The 22,038-nt window shown below is 47.5% G+C and carries 19 protein-coding genes; 5 read left to right on the forward strand and 14 right to left on the reverse strand.

Annotated features, from left to right (window positions below):
- Positions 1-234: 234 nt before the first annotated feature.
- From chrS to chrA, 3 genes are read left to right on the forward strand one after another with little or no spacing between them, the layout of a single operon-like run.
- The gene (chrS, locus tag ACFVQB_RS31930) at positions 235-729 is read left to right on the forward strand and encodes a chromate efflux transcriptional regulator ChrS (protein ID WP_063566298.1); all 495 of its coding nucleotides are present in this window, start codon (positions 235-237) and stop codon (positions 727-729) included.
- A 12-nt stretch (positions 730-741) separates the two neighbouring features.
- The gene (gene chrB / locus ACFVQB_RS31935) at positions 742-1,329 is read left to right on the forward strand and encodes a chromate efflux transporter ChrB (RefSeq protein WP_379448948.1); all 588 of its coding nucleotides are present in this window, start codon (positions 742-744) and stop codon (positions 1,327-1,329) included.
- A gap of 3 nt (positions 1,330-1,332) precedes the next feature.
- Positions 1,333-1,878 (forward strand): chromate efflux transporter ChrA, encoded by a 546-nt coding sequence (gene chrA / locus ACFVQB_RS31940; RefSeq protein WP_379448950.1) that lies wholly within the window; start codon positions 1,333-1,335, stop codon positions 1,876-1,878.
- Between the two features lie 211 nt (positions 1,879-2,089).
- Here the strand turns inward: chrA and ACFVQB_RS31945 are convergent, their stop codons facing one another.
- On the reverse strand, positions 2,090-4,465 hold the full coding sequence (locus tag ACFVQB_RS31945) for an Ig-like domain-containing protein (protein ID WP_379448952.1): 2,376 nt from the start codon (positions 4,463-4,465) through the stop codon (positions 2,090-2,092).
- Between the two features lie 125 nt (positions 4,466-4,590).
- Between ACFVQB_RS31945 and ACFVQB_RS31950 the strand changes: the two genes are divergently transcribed.
- Positions 4,591-5,208, forward strand: coding sequence for a class I SAM-dependent methyltransferase (locus tag ACFVQB_RS31950; RefSeq protein ID WP_379448954.1), 618 nt, complete (start codon positions 4,591-4,593; stop codon positions 5,206-5,208).
- Between the two features lie 254 nt (positions 5,209-5,462).
- Here ACFVQB_RS31950 and ACFVQB_RS31955 read toward each other — a convergent pair whose 3' ends face one another.
- From ACFVQB_RS31955 to ACFVQB_RS31985, 7 genes are all read right to left on the reverse strand, one after another.
- The gene (locus ACFVQB_RS31955; RefSeq protein ID WP_379448956.1) at positions 5,463-6,599 is read right to left on the reverse strand and encodes a glycoside hydrolase family 88 protein; all 1,137 of its coding nucleotides are present in this window, start codon (positions 6,597-6,599) and stop codon (positions 5,463-5,465) included.
- Positions 6,600-6,758: 159 nt separating this feature from the next.
- Positions 6,759-8,711 carry a glycosyl hydrolase gene (locus ACFVQB_RS31960; RefSeq protein WP_379448957.1) on the reverse strand — a complete coding sequence of 651 codons (1,953 nt, stop codon included), beginning with the start codon at positions 8,709-8,711 and terminating at the stop codon, positions 6,759-6,761.
- Positions 8,712-8,730: 19 nt separating this feature from the next.
- Positions 8,731-10,749: a heparinase II/III domain-containing protein gene (locus tag ACFVQB_RS31965; RefSeq protein ID WP_379448959.1), complete on the reverse strand. Its 2,019-nt coding sequence runs from the start codon at positions 10,747-10,749 to the stop codon at positions 8,731-8,733.
- Positions 10,750-10,963: 214 nt separating this feature from the next.
- The gene (locus tag ACFVQB_RS31970; RefSeq protein ID WP_379448961.1) at positions 10,964-11,620 is read right to left on the reverse strand and encodes an SGNH/GDSL hydrolase family protein; all 657 of its coding nucleotides are present in this window, start codon (positions 11,618-11,620) and stop codon (positions 10,964-10,966) included.
- 134 nt (positions 11,621-11,754) lie between these two features.
- A complete protein-coding gene (locus ACFVQB_RS31975) occupies positions 11,755-12,084 on the reverse strand; it encodes an AzlD domain-containing protein (RefSeq protein WP_379448963.1) in 330 nt (109 codons plus the stop codon).
- Positions 12,075-12,749, reverse strand: a complete 675-nt coding sequence (locus ACFVQB_RS31980; protein WP_053780112.1) for an AzlC family ABC transporter permease — start codon at positions 12,747-12,749, stop codon at positions 12,075-12,077. The genes ACFVQB_RS31975 and ACFVQB_RS31980 overlap by 10 nt, the downstream gene beginning before the upstream one ends.
- Before the next feature lie 283 nt (positions 12,750-13,032).
- On the reverse strand, positions 13,033-15,006 hold the full coding sequence (locus ACFVQB_RS31985; RefSeq protein WP_379448965.1) for a methyl-accepting chemotaxis protein: 1,974 nt from the start codon (positions 15,004-15,006) through the stop codon (positions 13,033-13,035).
- Between the two features lie 309 nt (positions 15,007-15,315).
- Between ACFVQB_RS31985 and ACFVQB_RS31990 the strand changes: the two genes are divergently transcribed.
- Complete coding sequence (locus ACFVQB_RS31990; RefSeq protein WP_379448967.1) at positions 15,316-16,671, forward strand: serine hydrolase domain-containing protein; 1,356 nt, start codon at positions 15,316-15,318, stop codon at positions 16,669-16,671.
- 154 nt (positions 16,672-16,825) lie between these two features.
- Here ACFVQB_RS31990 and ACFVQB_RS31995 read toward each other — a convergent pair whose 3' ends face one another.
- From ACFVQB_RS31995 to ACFVQB_RS32020, 6 genes are all read right to left on the reverse strand, one after another.
- Positions 16,826-19,270, reverse strand: a complete 2,445-nt coding sequence (locus tag ACFVQB_RS31995; RefSeq protein WP_379448969.1) for an efflux RND transporter permease subunit — start codon at positions 19,268-19,270, stop codon at positions 16,826-16,828.
- Between the two features lie 119 nt (positions 19,271-19,389).
- Positions 19,390-19,692 carry a phasin family protein gene (locus ACFVQB_RS32000; RefSeq protein WP_379448971.1) on the reverse strand — a complete coding sequence of 101 codons (303 nt, stop codon included), beginning with the start codon at positions 19,690-19,692 and terminating at the stop codon, positions 19,390-19,392.
- Between the two features lie 15 nt (positions 19,693-19,707).
- Positions 19,708-20,508 carry a patatin-like phospholipase family protein gene (locus ACFVQB_RS32005; protein WP_379448974.1) on the reverse strand — a complete coding sequence of 267 codons (801 nt, stop codon included), beginning with the start codon at positions 20,506-20,508 and terminating at the stop codon, positions 19,708-19,710.
- Between the two features lie 14 nt (positions 20,509-20,522).
- Positions 20,523-20,846: a sterol desaturase family protein gene (locus ACFVQB_RS32010; protein ID WP_379448977.1), complete on the reverse strand. Its 324-nt coding sequence runs from the start codon at positions 20,844-20,846 to the stop codon at positions 20,523-20,525.
- Between the two features lie 15 nt (positions 20,847-20,861).
- Complete coding sequence (locus ACFVQB_RS32015) at positions 20,862-21,122, reverse strand: hypothetical protein (RefSeq protein WP_379448979.1); 261 nt, start codon at positions 21,120-21,122, stop codon at positions 20,862-20,864.
- Between the two features lie 58 nt (positions 21,123-21,180).
- Entirely contained in the window at positions 21,181-21,858 is a 678-nt protein-coding gene (locus ACFVQB_RS32020) for a LexA family transcriptional regulator (protein ID WP_379448981.1), read from the reverse strand.
- Between the last annotated feature and the right edge of the window lie 180 nt (positions 21,859-22,038).

The raw sequence follows: 22,038 nt of genomic DNA on the forward strand, positions 1-22,038 counted from the left end.
GAGCTCCGTGAACAGTCTCTTTTTCGATTCATGCCTGCATGCTGCTCCCATTCATCATCTCTGATTGGTAAAAATGACAAAATGAAAGCTCTGAATCGGATAAATTCAACATTTATAATAAATATATTGACTCCAATTACGATTCGTCATTAAAATATGAATGCTGCATACAAATTGTACGTAGATCCTTTCATAATTTTTTATTCTATATAGTTAAAAAAAGGATGGTCAATCATGTCAGAGAAACGCTCCTCCAAAGGGGGAGAAATCCCGCAAATGCACAATTTGGATGCAATTGATCGTAAAATCATTGCCGCCCTTCACCAAAATAGCCGGATATCCTACACCGATCTGGGTGCACAGATCGGTTTGTCCCGTGTGGCCGTTCAGGCCCGCATTAATGCTTTATCCGAAAAGGGAATCATTGAACGCTTCACCGTGGTTATCAATCCGGGCAAAGTGGGACTCCAGGTCTCTGCCTTTTTCAACGTCGATGTAGAACCGCTATTTCTGGATGAAGTAGCCGCGAAACTGGACGAAGAACCCGCAGTAACCAGCCTCTATCATATGACAGGCCCGAGTACCCTGCACATGCATGGCATTTTTGCAGATATGGAAGAGATGGAGCAGTTCCTGCTGGAGAAGCTGTACAAGATGCCGGGCATCGTCAAGGTAGAATCACAGCTGTTGTTAAAACGATATAAAAGCCGAATGGGCATGAGACTCTAGGAGGAAATCAGCATGAGTTGGAAAGATTACAACGGTCTCGTCATTGGGATGGTACGAACCGGAATTTTGGGATATGGCGGCGGCCCTTCGGTTATTCCATTGATCCGTTATGAAGCCGTTACCCGCTATAAATGGGTCAGCGATGATGAGTTTGGCGAAATTTTGGCCATTGCCAACGCCCTGCCTGGTCCCATTGCCACCAAGATGGCCGCGTATCTCGGGTATAAAAACAAGGGCGTTCTGGGCGCGATTGTGTCCGTCCTGGCCCACATTTTGCCGACGAGCATCGCCATCATTGCGCTTCTTGGTTCCATGTATGCGCTGCGCGAATCGAAAATCGTAGCAGGTATGGTGGCCGCAGTTCGCCCGGTCATTTTTGTCATGCTCGGCATGATGGCTTACGAATTCGCCAAGAAAGCATGGAAGGGACTCGGTACAACCTTTGCCATCCTATTCGGTGTGCTTGCATTTGTACTGTTGCAGCTGCTGGATATTCACCCCGGTATTGTGATTGCCGTCTTCCTCGGATATGGCGTCTTCCATCTGGATGTGGTCCAGCGTTTCAAATCCAAGGGCAATTCCGACAAGGGGGTGTCCTAAGCGATGCTTCAGACATGGTGGGAATTGTTTTGGGGATTTTTTGTAGCCAATATATTGGGATACGGGGGCGGCCCTGCCTCCATTCCGTTAATGCAGGAAGAAGTGGTCAATCACTATAAGTGGATGACCACCGAACAATTCGGTGATGTACTCGCCATCGGCAATGCACTTCCCGGTCCGATCGCGACCAAAATTGCCGCATTTGTCGGCTATCAGGTGGCTGGCTGGTTTGGTGCATTCATCGCCAGTTTCGCCACAATTGTGCCTTCGGCTGTCGCGCTAATTTTGCTACTCCGCTTGCTGAACAAGCATCGTACTTCACCAAAGGTGAAAGGCATGACCTTGCTCGTACAGCCGGTTATCGCTGTACTCATGATCCTGCTCACCTGGGAGTTCGGTCAGGTATCCACCAATTCCATCGGTATTTGGCAGACACTAATCATCGCAGGTATCTCGCTCTGGGTCATGACCAAGACCAAGCTGCATCCAGCCATCCTCATTGTCATTGCTTTTGCATACGGTGCGCTGGTTCTGTCTCATACGATGTAATTCATTCATCATCACATTAGAGGAACGTCCTGGGAACAACGTTGATGTACATTCATTGCGAATGTATGTACAAGTTCTGGAGCGTTCCTTTTTCTTATGCTAAGACCGTCGTTTTTTAATGTCATCTACTATAAAAAAAACGGTGATGCCAGCATTTAAGCTGTCATCACCGCACATAAAATTCCTCGTTTCACCTTCGTAATTGAAGATATTATTTCGCTTCAACAACTACAGTTACTTTGGTTTTCACACCCGCATAAGACACGGTAATCGTTGCTTTACCTTTACCGTTAGCCTGGATGATGCCATCCTTCACCGATGCTGTCGCAATACGGGAGGATTTCCAAAGCGCTGGTTTGGATACATTCGCTTCGCTGCCATCCGCATAGGTTGCCGTGGCGACCACGGTTACCTTGTCCCCAGCCTTCATGGTCAGAGTTACCTTATCAGTCTGCAAATATTTCAGTGTATCCACTTCCACGGCAACCGTTACAGACTTGCTGCCGTATTTGGCTGTAATTTTCGCTTTACCTGAAGCAATAGCTTTAACTTTCCCTTTGGTTACCTGAGCTACCTTGTAGCTATTGGTTTTCCACTCAGCTTTGTCAGTAACATCACGCTCTGTTCCATCACTCAAGTACGCAATGACGGTCAGTTCACCAGTATCTCCCGATTTCAGAGAAAGAACGGGCTCCGAAGCTTCAATACGTGAAATCACGTCTACTTCAACCTGAATGGTCACTTTCTGTGAACCATATTCAGCCGTAATATTAGCTTTACCGCTACTGTTGGCTGTAATTACGCCTTTTTTCACATCTGCTACGCGTGAATTACTTGATTTCCAAGTTGCTTCCGATGTCACATCCTGCGTTTTGCCATCCTCATCTGTTCCAGTCAGTGTAATTTGCTGTGTTTCCTTGGCAGACAACGCCACAAAGTTCACATCTGCTTCCAGGCCACTAGCCATGCCTACTTCAACAGGCAGAGTCAGCGTTTTGCCTTCAATTTTCGCTGTAATGGTTGCCTTACCTGTTGCAATACCCGTTACAACACCCTTGCTATCCACTTCAGCGATTTTATCGCTGCTGCTGCTCCACACTGCATCTTCGGATACATCTTTGGACGTATCACCGTATATAGCGAGTACTTTGGCAGAAATTGTACCACCAACGGATACAGAAGCTTTTTTCTTGTCCATTTCATACTTATCCGCAACGTCCACATTTACCGTAAATTTAACGGTTTTGCCGCCGTAAGCTGCAGTGATGGTAGCTGTTCCCGATTTATAGGCAATCAGTTCACCGCCAGATACATAGACAACATCCGCATTGCTGGACGTCCATGTTGCTTTGGAGGTTACGTCTTCTTTGCTTCCGTCAATATATTCAGCATTAGTTACCAGTTTTTTGGTTTTGTTATCACCTGTAACACTCATTGACAGTTTATCATCAATACCAGAAATATCCAGGTATCTTGCCGTATCCACATCGACAGCGATTTCCACGGTTTTGCCGCTATACGTTGCCTTGATTGTCGTAGAACCAGCGCCAATGGCTGTAACTTGTCCCTTGAATACCGTCGCTACCTTCTCGTTGCTGGATGTCCATGTCGCTTGATCCGTTACATTCACATCAGCGCTATTCGGGTAAGAGGCAGTCAATACGACATTGGCTGTTTTATTGGACTCGCTGAGACGGAAGAAAATGCTTTGTTTCTCCACACTCAGTTTGCTTGTCAGATCCACATCCACATCTACCGATACGGATTTTGTTCCGTATTTGGCTGTGATTTTAGCAGAACCTGCCGAGTATCCTGTGATTTCACCTTTTAACACGTCTGCTACTTTTTCATTACTTGACGTCCACTCTGCCAGATCCGTTACATCTTTGGTTGTGCCATCTGGATAGGTAGCTGTCAATTTCACACTCTCGCTTTTGTTCAACAGCAGATTGACCTGCTTCTTGTCCACATCCACACGTTTAACAACCTCAACGTTAACATCCACAGTCACACTTTGACTGCCAACTTTACCTGTGATGACAGCTGTACCGGCACTTTGTCCAGTAACTTTACCATTCACAACCGTTGCCACTTTCTCGTCATCGGATGACCACTCAGCAACTTTGGATGCTTCTGCATTCGTCGTATTATCACTGTAGGTTGCCGTCAAAATAATGTCTTTGCTATCTCCTGTACGCAAGTCCAGCGACTGCACGTTTTTGGAAAGGGCTTTGACCTTTTTGGTTACATTCACCTGAACCGTTTGACTCTGAGTCAGATACGAAGTTGTAATGGTTGCCGTACCTTCCTTTTTGGCAGTAATGGCACCATTATATACAGTCGCTATCGAAGTATCACTGCTACTCCAGGAAGAACTGATTGTTACGTTAGCCGATGTATTATCGGTATATACTCCTGTCACCGTAACCGAACTGGAATCACCCACTTCGAGCGACAGCTCATTTTTGGAAACTACAATTTTGGACAGTTCTTTATCTGCCGCAGCGGCCAAGCCTACGTTGGAAATACTCAGCACCAATACCAGCATCATCACCATGTACTTGGTCAATCTTGGCTTTAACATCATTTCCCCCCGATTCTTATCATTTTGTTCCTTAGTTTAATGTCGGCAAGTTCTTTCCAGATGTTTAGACTTTCAGGGAATTTTCAGGGGAATTCGTGGGAATTCATTTATATGATCGGGGGAGAAACATGAGTCAACCTTTTGACTACAAAGGACATTGGGAACAAACGTATAGCTCAGGGCAGACATCCGGAAGGGGTTCATACGGGGTACTCGCTGAATTCAAGGCAGAGGTGGTAAATGGGCTGATTCAGCGTGAGGATATTTCCAGCGTCATTGAATTTGGATGCGGGGATGGCAATCAACTGCAATATATGAAATACAATACGTATCTAGGTGTCGATGTAGCCGCCTCATCGGTGCGTCTGTGCGCCTCCAAGTTTGCTAACGATACCTCCAAGAGTTTCATGTTATATACACCAGGTCTGTGGATTAACCGCGGTTTCCTGCAAGTTGATCTCACCGTCTGTCTGGATGTGCTCTATCATATTACGGATGAAACGGATTTTCGCAATACACTTTACGACATTCTGCACTCTACGTCAGAGTGGGTTGTGTTGTACACTCGATTGAAAGAAAATAGTAATCCAGGGGTTAGCACCATTCAGGACCGAAATATTTTTGACCATCTGTTTGACTATCCCGAATTCAAAGTACATGAAATTATTCCTCAGCGATATCCCGATCAGTCCTCGGCCGACTTTGTCATCTTAAGACGCACACCCGGCCTCGAAAATCAAAAATAAACCTGTGTGAGCTAACATGTGAACTGGAGCCATTCAACCTTTACCAGGTCATTTCTATAGAAAACAGAATTAGCCCGGCGGCCCATGCGCTCTCTTCCATTTCAGCTTCTTCCTAGGTGTGCTCCGCCTCCTAGACAGGAATACCTTTTCCTCTGGGAGGCAGGCACACTCGAACGGCTGTATAGTGGGACGCATACTCATGCCCCTCACTCATTTTCGCCGCTCGACGTGTGACGTCCCTAAATCTCGTTTCTCTAAAATAAACCCGGACGGCCACGCAGCTTCGCCAACGCCTCCATATAGAAATAGTCGCCGTATATAATCGGCACATTCAAGCCGCGACCCTCTGGATAATGCACAGTACCTTGCATGATCAGACCTTCCTCCGCTGCTGTCTCACCGGAGCTGTAGTTCTCATGCAGCCCGCGAAGGATACGCTCTGCCGCGGCTGCATATTCCTCACCGCGCGGCGACAGCTTCGCCAGCTCCAACAGACCGCTTGCGGCAATCGCCGAAGCGGACGAGTCCCACGCCACCTGATGCTCGGCAGGTGCGCGGAAATCCCACACCGGCACGATCTCTTCGCCAAGCATGGCGAGGAAGAAATCGGCCGCCCGCTCCGCTGTCTCCAGATAGCGGGCTTCGCCCGTATACCGGAAAGACAGCGCAAACCCGTGCAATGCCCAGGCGGTACCCCGCGCCCAGGCTGAACCTGGCGCATGGCCCTGCCCGCCATGCTCCTGGAGCATCTGCCCCGTGAGTGGATCGAATTCCACCACGTGGCAGATGGACCCGTCAGCGCGGACGAATTCGCGCGCCACGGTGTCCGCATGCGCTTCCGCCAGGCAGCGGAAGCGCGGATCGCCGCTCTGCTCGGATGCCCAATAGAGCAGCGGCAGGTTCATCATGCAGTCAATGATGGCGACGCCGCGTGTATCCATGGTTGACGAGCTGAAGTTCCAGGCGCGGATGAATTCACCGCGCACGTTAAAGCGGGCAGCGAGCAGATTGGCGGCGAGCAGACCTCGCCGCCGACCATCCGCGCTGCCAGTCTGGCGGTAGTTGGCTACGCCACTAAGCAGCCAGATGAACCCGAGATCGTGATCCACCGATTCGGGATCACGCAGACAACCTTCCAATTGCCGCTCACAACTTTCGGCAATGCGGGATAACGGAGCGACAGCCTCGTTTTCTGGCGACTCGCCATAGACAAGCCATAACAGCCCAGGCCAGAAGCCGGCGGTCCACCATTCGGGATCATTCCGGTCATATACGCCCTGCGGGGCGGTGTGCGGAAATGTATCCTTGATGCGCTGCGCGTTGCGAATCGTTTTGGCTGCTCCTTGCCGCCATGCTTCCTCCAGCCATTTCACAGATGTTGATGTACTCATAAACCTATCCCTCCTCTAATCGATACCCTACCTCTTTTGGATTATATCCAGCTCTAACACAACACATCTTCCGTCGCTCTACCTAGTCATCATTGCGATATATCTCCAATTAAGAACCCATGCCCACTCATCTGACCTGGTATAGATATCGGAACAGGCTCATGTCACTTCACCCAATCTGATCGTAAACGTTATACTTCGCCCATCGCTCACTTCCATCCGCGCTTCCTTCAGCAATCCGTTGCGGGATGCCACGGGCTGTTCCTTGAGATGAATGGTGGCTCCTTCGTCCAACACGTTGGATTCCACATAAGCTCCCCGGTACTCACTGCGCACAGCCTGATTGGAATGCGTGATGACAGCCTGCTCGCGGCCATCACTGAACATCAATGGAATGAGTGCTCCGACAGCCTCAAGCTCACCTTCGAATTCATATGTCACGGTCAGCAAATCCACCTGTTGTACATAACGGGTACGCAGTGAATCGATCCCGGTCAGTGGGCCGAACCATGTCACTGTAAAGGCATTGGCCTGATCCTGATGATTCCCGTCATCTCCCCCTAGGGAGCCTGAATCATCTTCTACCTCTTGATCTACCGTTTCAAGCAAAATCGAACCCCCGCCATCGGCAGGATTAATCCCGGCATCGCGGTCATAATCAGCACCTGACGGAATGCCCCCGGCTAGACTGTGCCAGTTCCCTTCGGGTGTCTTCCAGACAGGACAGTAGCTCAGCGGACCAACTTCCCCTTCCGCAAACTCCGTGAATCCAGATTGTACATGTCCAGCAGCGGAAGGACCGATCAGCCCCGGCAATCCCGCCTGTTGTATCCGCACAAGACCGGGAACCGTGTATGGATCATTCATGGCCGTATGAAGGATCATTTGTTGACCCGGTACAGAGGCAATGATCGTTTCAAACCATCCATCGGCCTGCAACACCCGATTGCCTATCTCGGAAGGAAGGTACATGCCCGTGACATCTTCGCCAGGATCGCTAAGGCAGGCATGGGCCAGCGCTGCTGCCGTCCACAGATTATAACCCGTATGATTCGTATAAATTTCGTAGCCATGACGTGCCTCAGGTGGATACTCGTTCCGAACAATTTTCAGACGCCCATCATCCATCTTCCAGCGCTCCACAGCTTCGAAACACCAATTGGCAGCACGAGCGAACGCCCCAGCCATCACCCGATCTCCAGCCCGTAAGGCCTGTGTTGCATGGGCAGAACATACGTAGGCTGCTGCCGCTTCATTCCATTGATGTTGGGAGCTGCGTCCACGCGGAGGAATCTCCCCCAGCGGTGACAGTGTAAGCAGCGTACTGAATGCACCATGACGTAAATGTTCCTTTAACTCAGCAGCACACGCCCCGTCATATCCCGCTTCAAGCATGACATCCAGATGATAGCGCGTTGCAATATCATAGGAAAATGGACAATTTGGACGGTCCAGCGGCCCGTCCTGATATAGTCCAAGCGGCGTAAATCGTGGCAGATGATACAGATTCAGATACCGATCCATCCAATCCTTACCCTCACTGGCGAGATGTTCCCTCAAACGCAGATATTCTCCCGAGATCATGATGGCGTTCCAGTTAATCATGCGATTGGGATTGTTCATTTTGCTCATTGTAAAAACATAATCTTGTTCAGGCTGTATCTTCTTAAGAGCCTCTGTCCAGACCTTTGCTTGCTCAGGCATATGCGGCTTCAACAGTATGTATGCTCTCATCATCAACACGGGGAAAAAGTCCGGGTGATGATCCGGTGCACATCCCTTCACAACAACATCGATGCTGTGTGACAGGGCCGATGCGGCCGAAGCAAGCAGGTCCATATGTCCCGCTTGAACAAGAACCGATGCAGCCATTGCATAAGCTGGTGTGGAATAATATCGCTCCGCCTCCGAGAACGGATCAATAATGGCTCCGGTACTGTCCTGGTAAGGTGTATAAGTCCGAACAACACTCTCCACAAGGGCCAATTTGCGAGCCTGATTCCAACCATCTGACGGAGCTGGCCCCGCCTGTTCCGCCAGTGTACGATAATTTTCTAGTGCATCTCTCCATGGATACGTTGATTCAGCCGTATACTTACTATACTTACTCACGTATGCTCACCTCCATCTTTCACTTTGGTTCAATTGTGAACTTCAGCTCACACACCGTTTCCAGCGAATTAACTTCATCATTTCCTGCACTGGAGTTATTCGACTGTTCTCGCCAATCAAGTGATGTCCGATAGAATGTAACTGGCATATTGTCATGATCAACCGTATTAATGATCTCTATATCAGCATGCCATTGGTTTGCATCATACGTCATACATACCGTTGCTTGTTCGCCATGCCATTGAATCTGCCCCTCATTTACCTTTTCAGGTACCCTTCTGCTTATAAACTGCTCCGTCACACTCGGCCGTTGCAGTTCTCCCACCGAATGTAACGTGCTTGATGAAGACACCTCTCTGTTTTTCCATTGAAATCGATCCTTCAGACGAAGTTCTGCCATGCTCCCGACATCATTAGCAGGACCGCTCCAATGCAACTGGCGTGTATAGCGAGCGAGCGAAGCCGCTTCAGGATAAGCAGCTGTCAGTTCCAAACAGGCATCCAGTGTACGGTCATTGTCTGAAACCTTGGCCGCAAGAACTTGTGCTTGCGCCTCGCGCCCTGAGCTCTGCTCCTTCCCCTCAATCCGGGGTACGCTATGCCCGGACGAGGAGATGTGGAACAGCTGCTCTCTACCCGGAGCAAAATAGGCTTGTGTATACAGCCCCGCCCCCGGATCACAAAGAATGTTTTCGCCACCACAATGGATCATAAATTGCCCAAGATCATTATGGTTATGGGGTTCATCGTTATGCCCGGCCTTGACGGAAAAGGCAATAGCGAGAGGTTCATCTCTGGTAAGATCTGCGCTTGGAGAATCAAGTACTCCCTTCGCAATCATCCAGCCCAAGTCATCCAAAATGATCCCTCGTTCCGCCGGAACAGCCCCCGCTTCTTGAAGGTACATTGCCGGACTACTCCACATCACGTTGCGCAGCAGGTGAGCCCAACGATGACAGGGATCATCGGTAAACAAAGGAATATGAAACGGCAGATCCATCTGTATACAGAAACGAGATGCCAGAAGTGAAAGCAAGCCCGAAGGAATCTCTTGCTGCTCCGCACTATCCGAATAATTCACAAAGGTTCCTCCCGACAGATGAACCCGCATTGGGAAGGCTGCGATCGCCGCTATTTTCGAACCATTCAGCAGATCCAGCTCACCTTCACTGTATTCGCGCAGCATGTCAGCATAATAAACGAAATAGCCGAATCCATACACCCAGTAACCAATGCCTTCTGCACAGCCGCCATCCATGCCATATCCACTCAGAAATGCCTGCATGGAACGAATCGTCTGACCAACCGATTCCGTCAGAATCGATTCTTCCTCCAGCAGTAATAATCCAGCCATGCCACAGCATCCGCTGCACACAGCAGACCAGTTATGATCTGCATCCTGCCAGTGATACGCACGTTGTTCCCGGTAAAGCGGTGTGAAAATGCGCCGCTCGGCCTCAGCCCTAATCCGATGGATGATGCGTGTATCCAGTCGATCCGCGTGAATCGTCACGATTTCGGCCAGCATATGTACCGTCTCCGCGGCAAAGAGATCAATATTACCGTTGACCTGTTCCACTTCCCCCGTACCCAGATGTGCAGGCAAACACCATGTATACTCACCACATACATCCCACAACATATCTTCCAATGTCTCTATCCATCCCGGCGCATTCGAATCCACAGCGAGCAGCGCTATTGCCGCAAGACGTCCCCTGCGCTCAAAGTAAGCATCCTCATACAACTTTCGTTCCCCTGTATCCCCAAATTTCCGATAAAGACCAAATGATAGCGAAGGCAGGCTTTCGTTCAGGGCACGCTCTCCGTAGTTGCTTAGATCTGTGTAAAAAGAAGCTAGCTCCGGTTGCACTAATGCCTTTCCAATGGCGTCGATAGAGCAGATTGAGGGTGCTGCTGAAGCAAGCAGAACCTGCTGGCTCCTCTTTCTGTTTTGTATGATCCGATGTACTGCCTGCTGAATGACCGTAGAATCCGGCATGGAGATGGAGCTGACATTACTTTGATTGGTGTTTTCCATTGAATTCACCCTAATCTATATGGAATACGAAACCTTCATAATATGTAACCGATTTCATTTTACCGGATAATGCTGGACATTTGAAGAGTTATCCATCATATCCAACCAAATTAACCACATAATCCCTGTCCCAAATAAAAAAAAACGAAGAACCCACCTGGGTTCCTCGTTACATTCAGCTTTTTAGCGCAGACTTGATATATCCCATTTTCTATTAACCAATCGCGAGCGGAGAATTCTGCACAACAGACAACCACTGACGTGCGATCAGCTCATGACCCGCTGCGGTTGGATGCACACCATCCCATAACCAGTAAGCAGCGTCAGCCTGTTCGAGAGCATCGTTGAACGTTTGCTGCAAAGGTACCCAGACCGCCCCGAACTCACTCGCGAGCTCACGGACAAGATTTTGATACTGCCCGATACGCTCCTGCCAAGTGTCCCAACGCTCCACTGTAGCTCCCGTTTTAAGAATGAACGGCTCCATTAAAACCAGCCCAGTATTCGGCATCACTTCGCGTGTTTCCTCCAGCAAATGACGATATGCACGTCCAAGGCGATCCGTCACTCCACTGGGTTCGCCATTCATGGTACGCCAGGCATCATTGACACCGATTAGAATACTGATCAGATCCGGCTTCAGACTAAAGGTATCCTCGTTCCAGCGTGCATACAGATCGGAAGCGCGGTCCCCGCTAATTCCTCTGTTATAGAACGTTGGCTGTTTGGCTGCTAGTTCCACACCCAGTTTGCTCGAAATTAGATACCCATAGCCATGCCCGAGAAAATGATTCGGATCATCATTGCGCGATCTTCCCCCATCTGTAATGGAATCTCCCTGAAAAAGTATAACGGATGAATGTGTACTCATAATCAAAACCGTTCCTTCCTGTATGTAAAATGAAAACCTCAACCCTTCAGTCTCCATTTTATCCCTTTCGGACGCAATAGAAAATAGCGTTTTCAGAGCGAAGGATTTACCTGATCCAATAAAGGAGCCTTTTATTATCCCATCAAGTACCGCAAAATCATCATCGCAACAATACCGACAAGTACGGTTCCAAGCAGACTCCGGGTCCAGATTGCTACTGCAATGGTAGGCAGCGCTGCCCACAGGGCCGCATTATGCGTAATCGGCACCAACTGGTTGTCCTCCATAAACAGCTCCTGACCGATCAGTGCCGCCATGACCGCCACGGGTACATATTCAAGCCAGCGTAACAGCCACATCGGAATCTGTATTTTACTGAACAGCATGAGCGGCAATACGCGCGGGATGAACGTCAACAAAGCCGAGCCCATAATAATCCAGAATACATCCCATCTTACTTCCATCGTTCCATCACTACTCCCATCGTTGCCGCAATGACCGCAGCCACAATTACACTCATGCTGCCAAGCGAAGCCATGCTGGCGAAGATTACACAGACAACGGCGATGATCGCCACATTGATGTGCAATTTTTTATTTTTGCGCTGCATCAGTTGAAGCACAACCAGACCAATAAACATTGCAGGCAGAGCAAAATCAAGCCCAAGCCGCTCGGGATTGGTTATCCAGCGGCCAAAGTAAGCTCCCGCCATATTCGCCACAAACCAATTCAGATATGCTGTAATGTTCAGACCGTGCATCCAGCGCTCACTCAGCGTTTTTCGGCCAATTGCTCGCGTCATCGCCACGCCAAAGGACTCATCGGTAAGCAGCGAGCCGATCCACATATTTTTAAGCGGCGTCAGATGACGAAAGTACGGTGATACGGCTGCACTCAGGAGCAGATGGCGAAGATTCACAAAAAATATGGTGAAAATGATAGCAGTCGCTGAACCATTCGAGGCAAGCATGCCTGCGGCAATAAACTGGGCCGATCCAGCATATAGAATCAGACTGAGCAGAGCCGTTTCCGCCAGACTGAGACCAGCCGTCATTTCAATGACACCCGCTGCAAAGCCAATACTTAAATATCCTAGCAGTGTTGGGATACAGTCCTTAACCCCTTGCATAAATGTAGCATCATCCAGCACCTCTTCGGTTTTTGCGGGCCCGGATGTCAGTGGTATGGATTTATCCAAATCCGGTTCATCCCCTCTCCATTCAATCCACATCTTACGGATTACTTTTAATTTAGAAATATACCACAGGATGAGACATTCAGGGAGAGACAAATTCACTTTTATAGAACAGAACTGTTTCTAGTCCTTATAAACCGTTGATTAAGGAAGACACCAACAAGAAAAAGACTGAAGGGTTATAACCCCACAGTCTCCTTCGAGAAATGCTATTGAACTATAACTTGAATTTCTCAATCATGCTTTGCAGATCTTCAGCCATACGGGATAATGCCGCAGAAGAAGCTGCAACCTCTTCCATCGTAGCGAGCTGCTCCTGAGCAGCAGCTGAACCATCTTCGGTTCCTGAAGCAATCTGATTGGATAATTCAATGGTGCCATTCACTTCCCTGGACACATGATTCATGCCTCCATCAATCTGACGGGAAGCTGCCGACACTTCTCCAGCTTGAGCAGCAACCAACTGCACGGCACTACGGATATTTTTGAAAGCCTCTCCCGCTTCCGTAATCATTTGCGAACCTTTAATCATGCCTTCTCCTGTACGGGCAAAGGTAGACTGAACCGCATTCGTTTTCTCTTGCATCTCACGCATAAGTTCATTAATACGTTCGGCTGCACTGCCCGAATTGTTGGCCAGCGATTTTACTTCATTGGCTACGACAGCAAAGCCCCGACCTTGTTCACCTGCTCTTGAAGCTTCAATGGATGCGTTCAAGGCAAGGATATTGGTCTGTTTGGCGATGTTGGTAATCTCGGCCACAATCTCAACAATCTCTTCATTTTTCGCTCGAAGATCCTGAATGACAGCAGCCATGGCCTCACTCTCATCATTCACCTTCTGAATATGAGCAACCGCCTCTTCCACGGTAACCATACCCGCTTCAGACTTGGTAGATGCTTCTACAGCTATGCGAGCAGTGTCTTCGGCACTAGATGAGATTTCTTTGACCCCAATAGACATTTCACTGACGAGTTGACCCGTTGCGGCAAGACTGGCGTTTTGTTTGTTCGTTCCTGACGCTGCATCCTGCATCAATTCAGCAACCTGTTCCGTTGCTCTGGATGTCTGTTCAGAACTCGCCATCAGCTCCTCAGAGGATGCTGCCAGCTGGCTCGATGTATCATGTACTTCGCCGAGAACGTTACGTAGCGAAGAGGTCATGGTATCGAAGCTTGCCCCGAGTTGTCCAAACTCGTCACGGCGCTGTAAACCTACACGAACTGTCAGATCACCCGCGCTTACTTTGGATGCTGCTTGCGTTAGTTGCAACAATGGACGGTGAATACTGCGAATAATGAACACAAGCAGAATAATACCAATGATCAACGAGGTCCCTACCAGAGTGTAGGCACGGATCAAGATCGGTCTTACCGCATCTGCTGCTTCAGAAGGAACCATCTCACCGACAATTTTCCAGCCTGTTTCGGGATTCGTATAGAATACGGCTTCCAATTCTTGTCCATCATACGTGTACTTTACAGTTCCTTGGTCTTTTGTATACATCTCATTGATGTAGCTCTCATTGGACTGCACACCGGATTCGATATTGTAATGGAACAGGAACTTCCCGCCGTTATCCAGCATATACAGTTTTCCCTTTTCACCAATATGTATCTTATCAACGGATTCTTTCAAATGATTGAGACTTACATTGGCTCCAATTACCCCTTTTCCATCGGCCAGCTTGGCAGCGGCGGTGACAACCCATTCACCTGTGGTTACCGACTGGAACGTGTCCGAGATAATTGGTTCATCCTGTGACATGCCCATCGTATACCAGCTACGTTCCCGTGGATCATAGATCTGCTGTCCGGGATCAGGGGATTTCATCCAGCTGCCATCTTCAGCACCTACTGTTATTACACCCAATTCTTTGTGAGCCTTGGACATACGATCCATTTGTCTCTGAACAGCTGGTGATTTATTGATAATATCTGTTGAAGTAATACCGGCAGCAAACTGTGCTGCGTTATCCTTCTCCATATCCAGCATTTGAGTAATCTGCAGACTGAGCATTTCCGTTTTGGCCTGTGCAGAATGAATGATTTCTTCCCTGACCTGGTCTGCTGCTTTTAAATAAGACAACCATCCCACGCTAATGCTCGGCACAATCAGGAACAGGAGCAAAGCAGCGATCAGACGTTTCTTAACCGTTAATGTAAACCAATTGCGAATCCTTTTCTTCATTTAAATATCCCCCATCATCATCTTCACCCCTTTTTTATCGGACAAACGTAGTAAAAATATTATGTATGGATACTAAAATGAATCGAAATTACATTATTTTTGTTAGGATAATAGAAAATGATGCTCATTCCCCGTTTTGACCCCCTCTTCGAGATCGTTTACAATATCTCATAAGCTGGTTATCCATGAAACGACTGGAAGGAGAGGATTCGAATCTTACGCAAGTCACATGTGCAACAACCTGTTACCAGATTATATTCATCTATGTTCCGTATTCTGTTAGCACTCCTCCTTTGTGCAGGCCCTCTTATGGGACAAGCCAGTTTCACGGCATCCGCAGCACAAGAGACGCAAACAGTTCACATTGAAGTGAATGGGCAAGAACAATCGTGGAAAAATGCACCCCTTGTATTCAAAGGTACAACGTATGTCCCATTGCGAGATGTTGTTACCTCTGTAAATGGCACCTTGAAGTGGGAAGCTCAAACCAAAACGGCTACGATTACCGTTGGTCGAGACAAGCTGGTTCACCAGGCTGGCAGTGACTTCATCCAAGTTAATCAGGTTCGTCTGTCCTCCGGTGTCCAATCCCGCACCATTAACGGCACCCTGATGTTACCTGTCCGCGCACTTGCCAATGCACTCAAGGCGGATATTAAAGTACAACGTACAGCCTCAGCGCAGATGAGTGTTAATATCGAGACGGACAAAATAAGCCTATTAAATAGTCAAGTCGCCAGTGTAGACAGCTATTTGCGCGAAATTGATTTTCCCGGCATGGCTCTGATTGCCCGCAATGGAGAAGTCCTTCTTCGCCAAGGCTACGGACTAGCGGATGAACAGACGTTGAATCGTCCGGATCAGAAGACCAGAATCGCCTCTCTGAGTAAATCTTTCACCGCAGCCTCCGTTCTCAGCTTGGTGGAAAAAGGGAAGCTGGATGTGCATGATCCAATCTCCAAGTACATCTCCGGTATACCGAAGGGAGATCAGATCACGCTCCATATGCTGTTATCCCAGACTTCAGGTCTTCCATCCGCCTTTGGCCGGGGTGAAGGCACTTCATTGGAAGAAACGGTAGAGGAAATTCGGCACAAAACATTGAAATTCGAACCGGGTAGTGAGTATTTGTACAGTAACAGTGGTTATGTTCTGCTGGCCTATGTTATTGAGCAGGTTTCCGGCATGAGTTATGCCGATTATGTGCAACAGACCATTCTGAAGCCGCTCGGCATGAAGAACTCCGGAGAAGCTTCCCGCAAGGTCCATACGACTAGCGGATTCGTTTCGGAGAATAAACAGTGGGTGCCTGCTCCTTATTATGTTTCACAATCAGGTTCAGGGACGATCTACTCCACCGTGGACGATTTGCTGAAGTGGGATCGGGCACTGTACACGGACAAAATTCTGAGCCAGGATACGATTGAACAGATGTATGAGCCCTACTCCGATAAAAACTATGGCTACGCCTGGATTCTCAAAGAGAAGGGCACAAACCGCACCGTCTTCCATAACGGTAGTGGTGGCGGGTTTGCCACAGCCTTTTCACGTAATCTGTCCGATGATATCACGATTATCCTGCTCGGCAACCACGCAGGTATGGACATGACTTCACTTTTGGATGAAGTTGAGGCCAAAACAGCCAAAGCACTGCAATTGCAATAATTTATAATTATTCGTTTATACAAAGGGGGCTGCCCCAAATTGGGTTCCCCTCTCGCTCCAAGCGCTAACGAACCTCAGTAACGTTATTCCGTCATAACATGGTGTCAGTACCTACAAATCGACCCAATTGACGGAATAACGTCTCTGTAATTCGTTAAATATCGCTCCCCGACATGTCAGTAACGCCTTTGTCTTTATCCAAAAGAACAATGATCGCCGGAAGTACAATTAAGGTACTAAGCAAGCACAGTAAAGTATCCAGGACAGTAGTCACCCCAAATAGCTTGACCACTTCAAAGTTAGTAAACATCAGAGCGCTGAAACCACCTACCACAGTGAGACCCGAAGCTGTAATAGCACGCCCTACTTTTGTCATCGCCGTAACAATAGCTGCCTTTTTATCCAAACCGTTTGCCTTCTCTTCCAAATAACGCTCCATAAACAATATTGTAAATTCGGTTCCAATGCCTAACACAAGTGCACCAAGAACAGCCGTTAATGGGTTGATGTCGATCCCTAGTATAAAGAGTAACGCTGTCGACCAACCATTAACCAAGATGATAGGCAGGATCGGAAAGAAAGCTCGTTTAAAACTGCGGTAAACTATAAATAGTCCCAACAAAATAGCAATTAATCCGGAAAATAACGATGTGTGCCGGCTATCAGTCAGGCCATTTAGGCTTTTTACCTGTAACACTTGAATACCAACTGGGTTGGCACTAACTCCATCAGGAAGATTGCTATATTGCTCCAAGCGACTCAGCAGCATCTCTTGATCCTGGGTGCTAACATTATCAATAGTAAAAATAATATGAGCCATTCCCCGATCTTCCGACAAATACGGAGCAGTGATCTCTGATGGAAGTTGATCTAAAATCTTCCCAATAGTGGTTGAATCAGCTGTGACAACATCAGGCTGAATCGCAGACATCGCATTAATTATACTTGAGCTCTCCGTTATTTGCGGATTATCCGTAACGGCATGCTTTTGAAACGAATCCATCCACTGTATGATTTCTGGTCGTGTTACATCCTGTGCTTCGATCATCCAATCCAAGGTCAATGTGTTGCCCATCACCTCACGAATCTCATTTAATTCAACCAAAGCAGGAGCCTTTTGCGGCATGAGCTTCTCAATATTACTCTCTACATTCAGTTTGTGATCCACACTAAAGCCTGCGATGGCCACAATAAGGGGAATGATCAGCATTGCTTTGGGATGCTCAATCACGTACTTCGCCAATCCTCCGAGAGCGCGTTCAACCACATTGCCAGCCTTTCCTTTACGCAACTTAATGCCCTTTCGATCTCTAAGTATAAGGAGGGGAAGGAGGAGAAAAAGACCCACCGCGTACATGATACAAACGCCTACTGCTAACATTAGACCAAAATCTTTAATCATCGGCATCTCCGAGAACAGCAAGGTTAGGAAGCCGGCAGCCATAATGATGACCGCTATACCAACAGCAGGAGCCATATGTCTTACAGCAGCAGCCATTGCTTTGGATGAATCCTCTTTCTTCACCAATTCCTCTTCGTAACGGTTATGGAACTGCAGTGCAAAGTCTGTACCAAGCCCGATCAGTATAGGTAATAACGCCATAGTTGCTATGCTCAGTGGCATGCCCATGTAGCCCATTAGTCCAAAAACCCATACCATACCTATCATAACAACAGGTAACGATAGTAAACGCCAACGGACTGGAAATATAAGTAGCAGCACTATTATCATTAATATAATGACCGTCAGTAACATAGTGACAATATCTTTTGAGATGAAGTCATCTATGGTTTTGGATATGGCGGGTATTCCGGAAAACAAAGAATGGGTTTGTTCAATCGAATGTGCCTTAATGATCTGTTCCAACTGATCGGTCGCTTCCGACATTTCTTGTAAGGTCAATCCGCTTTTAAGCTGTATATTGAACAAAATACTTTTACCATTTTCCGGAAGTAACTGAGCGACGGCTTTCTGCGGTGCACCTGACTCGTCAAATAGGGCATAGCGCACAAACGCCTCATTGGTTGAGGTCAATTCGCCAATCTCGTTCATTTGACGAATCTGTTCTCCATATTGAGCAGCGATTGCCTGTTCTACTTGTTGTTTCGCGGCATCAGCTGCATGTGCTTGTTGTTTCTCATCTCCCCCTTTTATCTTTACAGCAGCCGCTGCCTCAGTCATTGCTTGCTGAATTTGATTAGTCATTTGTTCTTGCATTTGACTCGATTGCTGCTCAGCCTGCTGTGCAAAAGCATCTGCAATCGATACTGGACTGGTCACTGAAAAGACCCTGTCACTCGCGGAAAGTTCCTGTTGAAGGCTGTTTAGCTTCACCAGTGTTTCATTATTCAAAAGTAGATTGTCACTTCCACGCAGTAGCAATACGAGACTCTCTCCCCCGAATTGATTCTGAAAGCGTTCGTTGTGAATGGAAACCGGAGAATCCTTGGACAATAGCATATCCACACTCGTTTTCACCTCAATACGAGTTAACCCATACCCCATTCCTCCAGTAATCAATGCCATAATGATAACAAGGGCAATAGCTCGTTTGGTTATCAACATTCCTACGTTGTTAAAAAGATTTTTTAGAAACAATTCTCTCACTCCAATTCTATTGTCTATACACAAAAGACCCAAAAACTAGGGATACACCGTATTAGAAGCCTCCAGAGTATCGTTTGCACCCCACTGATGGAGTAACACTGGCACCCCCGTTAGTTGTGTAGATCTTTATTGTGCTCAAGTGCAAGCACACGAAGCTTTAACTGCTCAAGCTCCTCCAAGATCACTTGGCTTTGTTCAGACCATATCGTTTGAACCCTTCCAGTAACCCTTGCTTCCATCTGGCGCTCCTCTTCTTCCTTACGTTGGATCAGCTTATCTGCTAATGAGCGGATCTCCAGACGTCCCACCTCTCCTTTTTTAACTAACTCACCCACGGTTAATGTGATTTGTTCTTTACCTGTAGCCGCCAAACCAATCCCCAGCAGCATCGCTTTTTCTAACGTTGTTTTCATTCATTTCCAGCTCCTTTAAGATAATGATTTACTTTTCGCTATACGAATTTGATGCTTGAGCTCTTCCATACTTCGTTCAGCAGCCTCTTCTCCCGCATTGATGCATTCCTGTGTCTTGGTAAAGTCAAAGGCTGCATAAGAGCCCACGTCGGGACGGATCACAAAATCTGCCAGTCTCAGGCTTGCATGTTTACGCTCCGCTGTCATTAGGCTGTACGAGCGATAAACCACTTCGAACATATTGCGTGGTGGCTTATTCTCATGCTCTCTCGCGACATCCACGGCAATAACAAAGCCGGTATCCTCGCCTATCACCTCCTCCACCGGCAAATTGTTCAATACCCCGCCATCCACAAGCATTTGATCTCCATCCATCAGTGGTGCAAAAACACCTGGAAATGCAGTGGTGGCTCGGAGGACAGTGCCTAACTCACCTTCATCCAGCACCACCTGCTTACCTTTTATCAGATCAACCGCGATTGCTCTGAATTCGATTGGAAACTGTTCAATTCGCAAGTCCTGTTTACCATGTCTTTGCAGTAACTCGTTGATCGTATTATGAACCGTATTGCCGGCAAACAAGCCGCGGTTCCGTATTCCTAAATCTAGCAAACGATACTTTGGTGTTTTAAGCAGTAACTGTTCAATATCCCAAGCAGGGATACCGGCAGCATACAAGCCCCCAATTGCCCCACCCATGCTTGTGCCCACGATACGATCTATCTGGATCCCATGTCTCTCAAAAGCCTTCAATACCCCTAGATGCGCCAGCCCCCTGACAGCTCCACCGCCCAAAACAAGTCCTGTTTTCCCCATATTGCACTCCACTTCTATCGGGTTTTCTTTATTTCAAAGTGATTTACATTCTTATTGTTATGCGGAGACCTGGTTCCCTTTCCGCCGGTTCCCAATAAGTAATCGATATAAGGCTGTGATACACCAAAATAAAGTTTTTCATTTTCTTCGTGATGCCACAAATGCCTGCTTTTCATCCTTCTTCCCCAAGCTGTACCCGGTGTAATTGGACGATGTGCCACAAAATGCCGCCATTGCGCATATAAGCTGTACAAAAGGGCTCCAGTAAGCATTGCTGTGCATATGGATAAATCTTGAACCGCCCACCATAGCAGGATCGTAAGAATGAGGCAGTACATCCATACAACTTTGTTTTAAAAAAACATGTGCTGGATATCCTCCGGATCACGATGATGCCTAAGATGTACCTTTTTCAACTCCGTTATTACGTCATGATGATGCATATAACGGTGAGTGAAATATTCAAAAATGGCGAATAAGAAACCCCCGATGATAATTCCTGCAAAGGTTCTGCTCCAATCGAAGTAGATAAAAGAAAGAGTTATTCCTATAAAACTCATGTTGACGTTAAAACGGATAATAGGCTGGTGATAAAATTCCTCATAGTGGTTCATAGTCAACCTCCTCCCGAAAAACACAAAAGACCCAAAAACTTCAAAAGCAGAAGCTTTGTCAAGCTAAAGCTTCGTGCAGCATATCTGACAACAGTCGCCGGTCCTGAGTTGACAGCTGGTCCATGATGCGTAGGAATTCAGATACCAGTTCTGCGAATTCGTCCCCAAGTTCATCATTGATGGCCTGAATAATGGTGCCAAGAACCGTCCCAACAAACATTAGCATTTCATTCTCGCTGTTCGGTGTTTTGCTGACCACCAAACGGATCAACATTTCAGTTTTGCCACCAAGCTTCTTTACATAGACAAGCAGTAGCCCAAGAATATAGCCGCAAAACTCAATACTAGATGACTTGGAAGGGATTTCGTTCATCATATTTCGGATCAGGTCGTTAACATTGCCATTCTTTGCGCTTTTCAGCAGATTGCGGATATGAGCCACTGTCTGCTCCCAATCGGCCAGATTAAAAGAATCGCTTAGATTTTGCTTAAATAGATCGGCCGCCTTGACTGTGGGAGAAAACACAACCTGTGAACGTCCCGTTTCCTTGGAGTTCACTTCATAGCTACGAGTCACAAATCCGAGTTTTTCGATTTCTTTCAGCATGTCATACGCAGTCCATTTGCTGACTCCCAATGAACGGGCCAATGTCTCATAATGAATAGGCAAGTTGCTGCGCTGATACAGTTCAACCAGTTTCCTCAACAATTGCAACCGTCGTTTCGTAAGTGGCATGAATGCACCTCAAGAGTTTTTGTTTTTTGGTTTTTTGTGCTTTTCAATATTACCACTCACTTCCTCCGCTCGTCAAACTGAATTAAAGTTATAACAACACCAACAAGGGGCGCCCCTCGTCGTGCTCATGACGTATGGACAGCCCCTTTTGTTATTCGTATCTTTATGTCGCGGATTATA

The sequence above is a fragment of the Paenibacillus sp. NPDC057886 genome, from assembly GCF_042796655.1.
In the GTDB taxonomy this organism is placed as follows: Bacteria; Bacillota; Bacilli; order Paenibacillales; family Paenibacillaceae; genus Paenibacillus.

What these genes read in the sequence shown, in the direction of transcription:
- chrS (WP_063566298.1), top strand. Translation starts at nt 235, where the DNA reads ATGTCAGAGAAACGCTCCTCCAAAGGGGGAGAAATCCCGCAAATGCAC.
- chrB (WP_379448948.1), top strand. Translation starts at nt 742, where the DNA reads ATGAGTTGGAAAGATTACAACGGTCTCGTCATTGGGATGGTACGAACC.
- chrA (WP_379448950.1), top strand. Translation starts at nt 1,333, where the DNA reads ATGCTTCAGACATGGTGGGAATTGTTTTGGGGATTTTTTGTAGCCAAT.
- ACFVQB_RS31945 (WP_379448952.1), bottom strand. Translation starts at nt 4,465, where the DNA reads ATGATGTTAAAGCCAAGATTGACCAAGTACATGGTGATGATGCTGGTA.
- ACFVQB_RS31950 (WP_379448954.1), top strand. Translation starts at nt 4,591, where the DNA reads ATGAGTCAACCTTTTGACTACAAAGGACATTGGGAACAAACGTATAGC.
- ACFVQB_RS31955 (WP_379448956.1), bottom strand. Translation starts at nt 6,599, where the DNA reads ATGAGTACATCAACATCTGTGAAATGGCTGGAGGAAGCATGGCGGCAA.
- ACFVQB_RS31965 (WP_379448959.1), bottom strand. Translation starts at nt 10,749, where the DNA reads ATGGAAAACACCAATCAAAGTAATGTCAGCTCCATCTCCATGCCGGAT.
- ACFVQB_RS31970 (WP_379448961.1), bottom strand. Translation starts at nt 11,620, where the DNA reads ATGAGTACACATTCATCCGTTATACTTTTTCAGGGAGATTCCATTACA.
- ACFVQB_RS31975 (WP_379448963.1), bottom strand. Translation starts at nt 12,084, where the DNA reads ATGGAAGTAAGATGGGATGTATTCTGGATTATTATGGGCTCGGCTTTG.
- ACFVQB_RS31980 (WP_053780112.1), bottom strand. Translation starts at nt 12,749, where the DNA reads ATGCAAGGGGTTAAGGACTGTATCCCAACACTGCTAGGATATTTAAGT.
- ACFVQB_RS31985 (WP_379448965.1), bottom strand. Translation starts at nt 15,006, where the DNA reads ATGAAGAAAAGGATTCGCAATTGGTTTACATTAACGGTTAAGAAACGT.
- ACFVQB_RS31990 (WP_379448967.1), top strand. Translation starts at nt 15,316, where the DNA reads ATGGGACAAGCCAGTTTCACGGCATCCGCAGCACAAGAGACGCAAACA.
- ACFVQB_RS32000 (WP_379448971.1), bottom strand. Translation starts at nt 19,692, where the DNA reads ATGAAAACAACGTTAGAAAAAGCGATGCTGCTGGGGATTGGTTTGGCG.
- ACFVQB_RS32005 (WP_379448974.1), bottom strand. Translation starts at nt 20,508, where the DNA reads ATGGGGAAAACAGGACTTGTTTTGGGCGGTGGAGCTGTCAGGGGGCTG.
- ACFVQB_RS32010 (WP_379448977.1), bottom strand. Translation starts at nt 20,846, where the DNA reads ATGTACTGCCTCATTCTTACGATCCTGCTATGGTGGGCGGTTCAAGAT.
- ACFVQB_RS32015 (WP_379448979.1), bottom strand. Translation starts at nt 21,122, where the DNA reads ATGAACCACTATGAGGAATTTTATCACCAGCCTATTATCCGTTTTAAC.
- ACFVQB_RS32020 (WP_379448981.1), bottom strand. Translation starts at nt 21,858, where the DNA reads ATGCCACTTACGAAACGACGGTTGCAATTGTTGAGGAAACTGGTTGAA.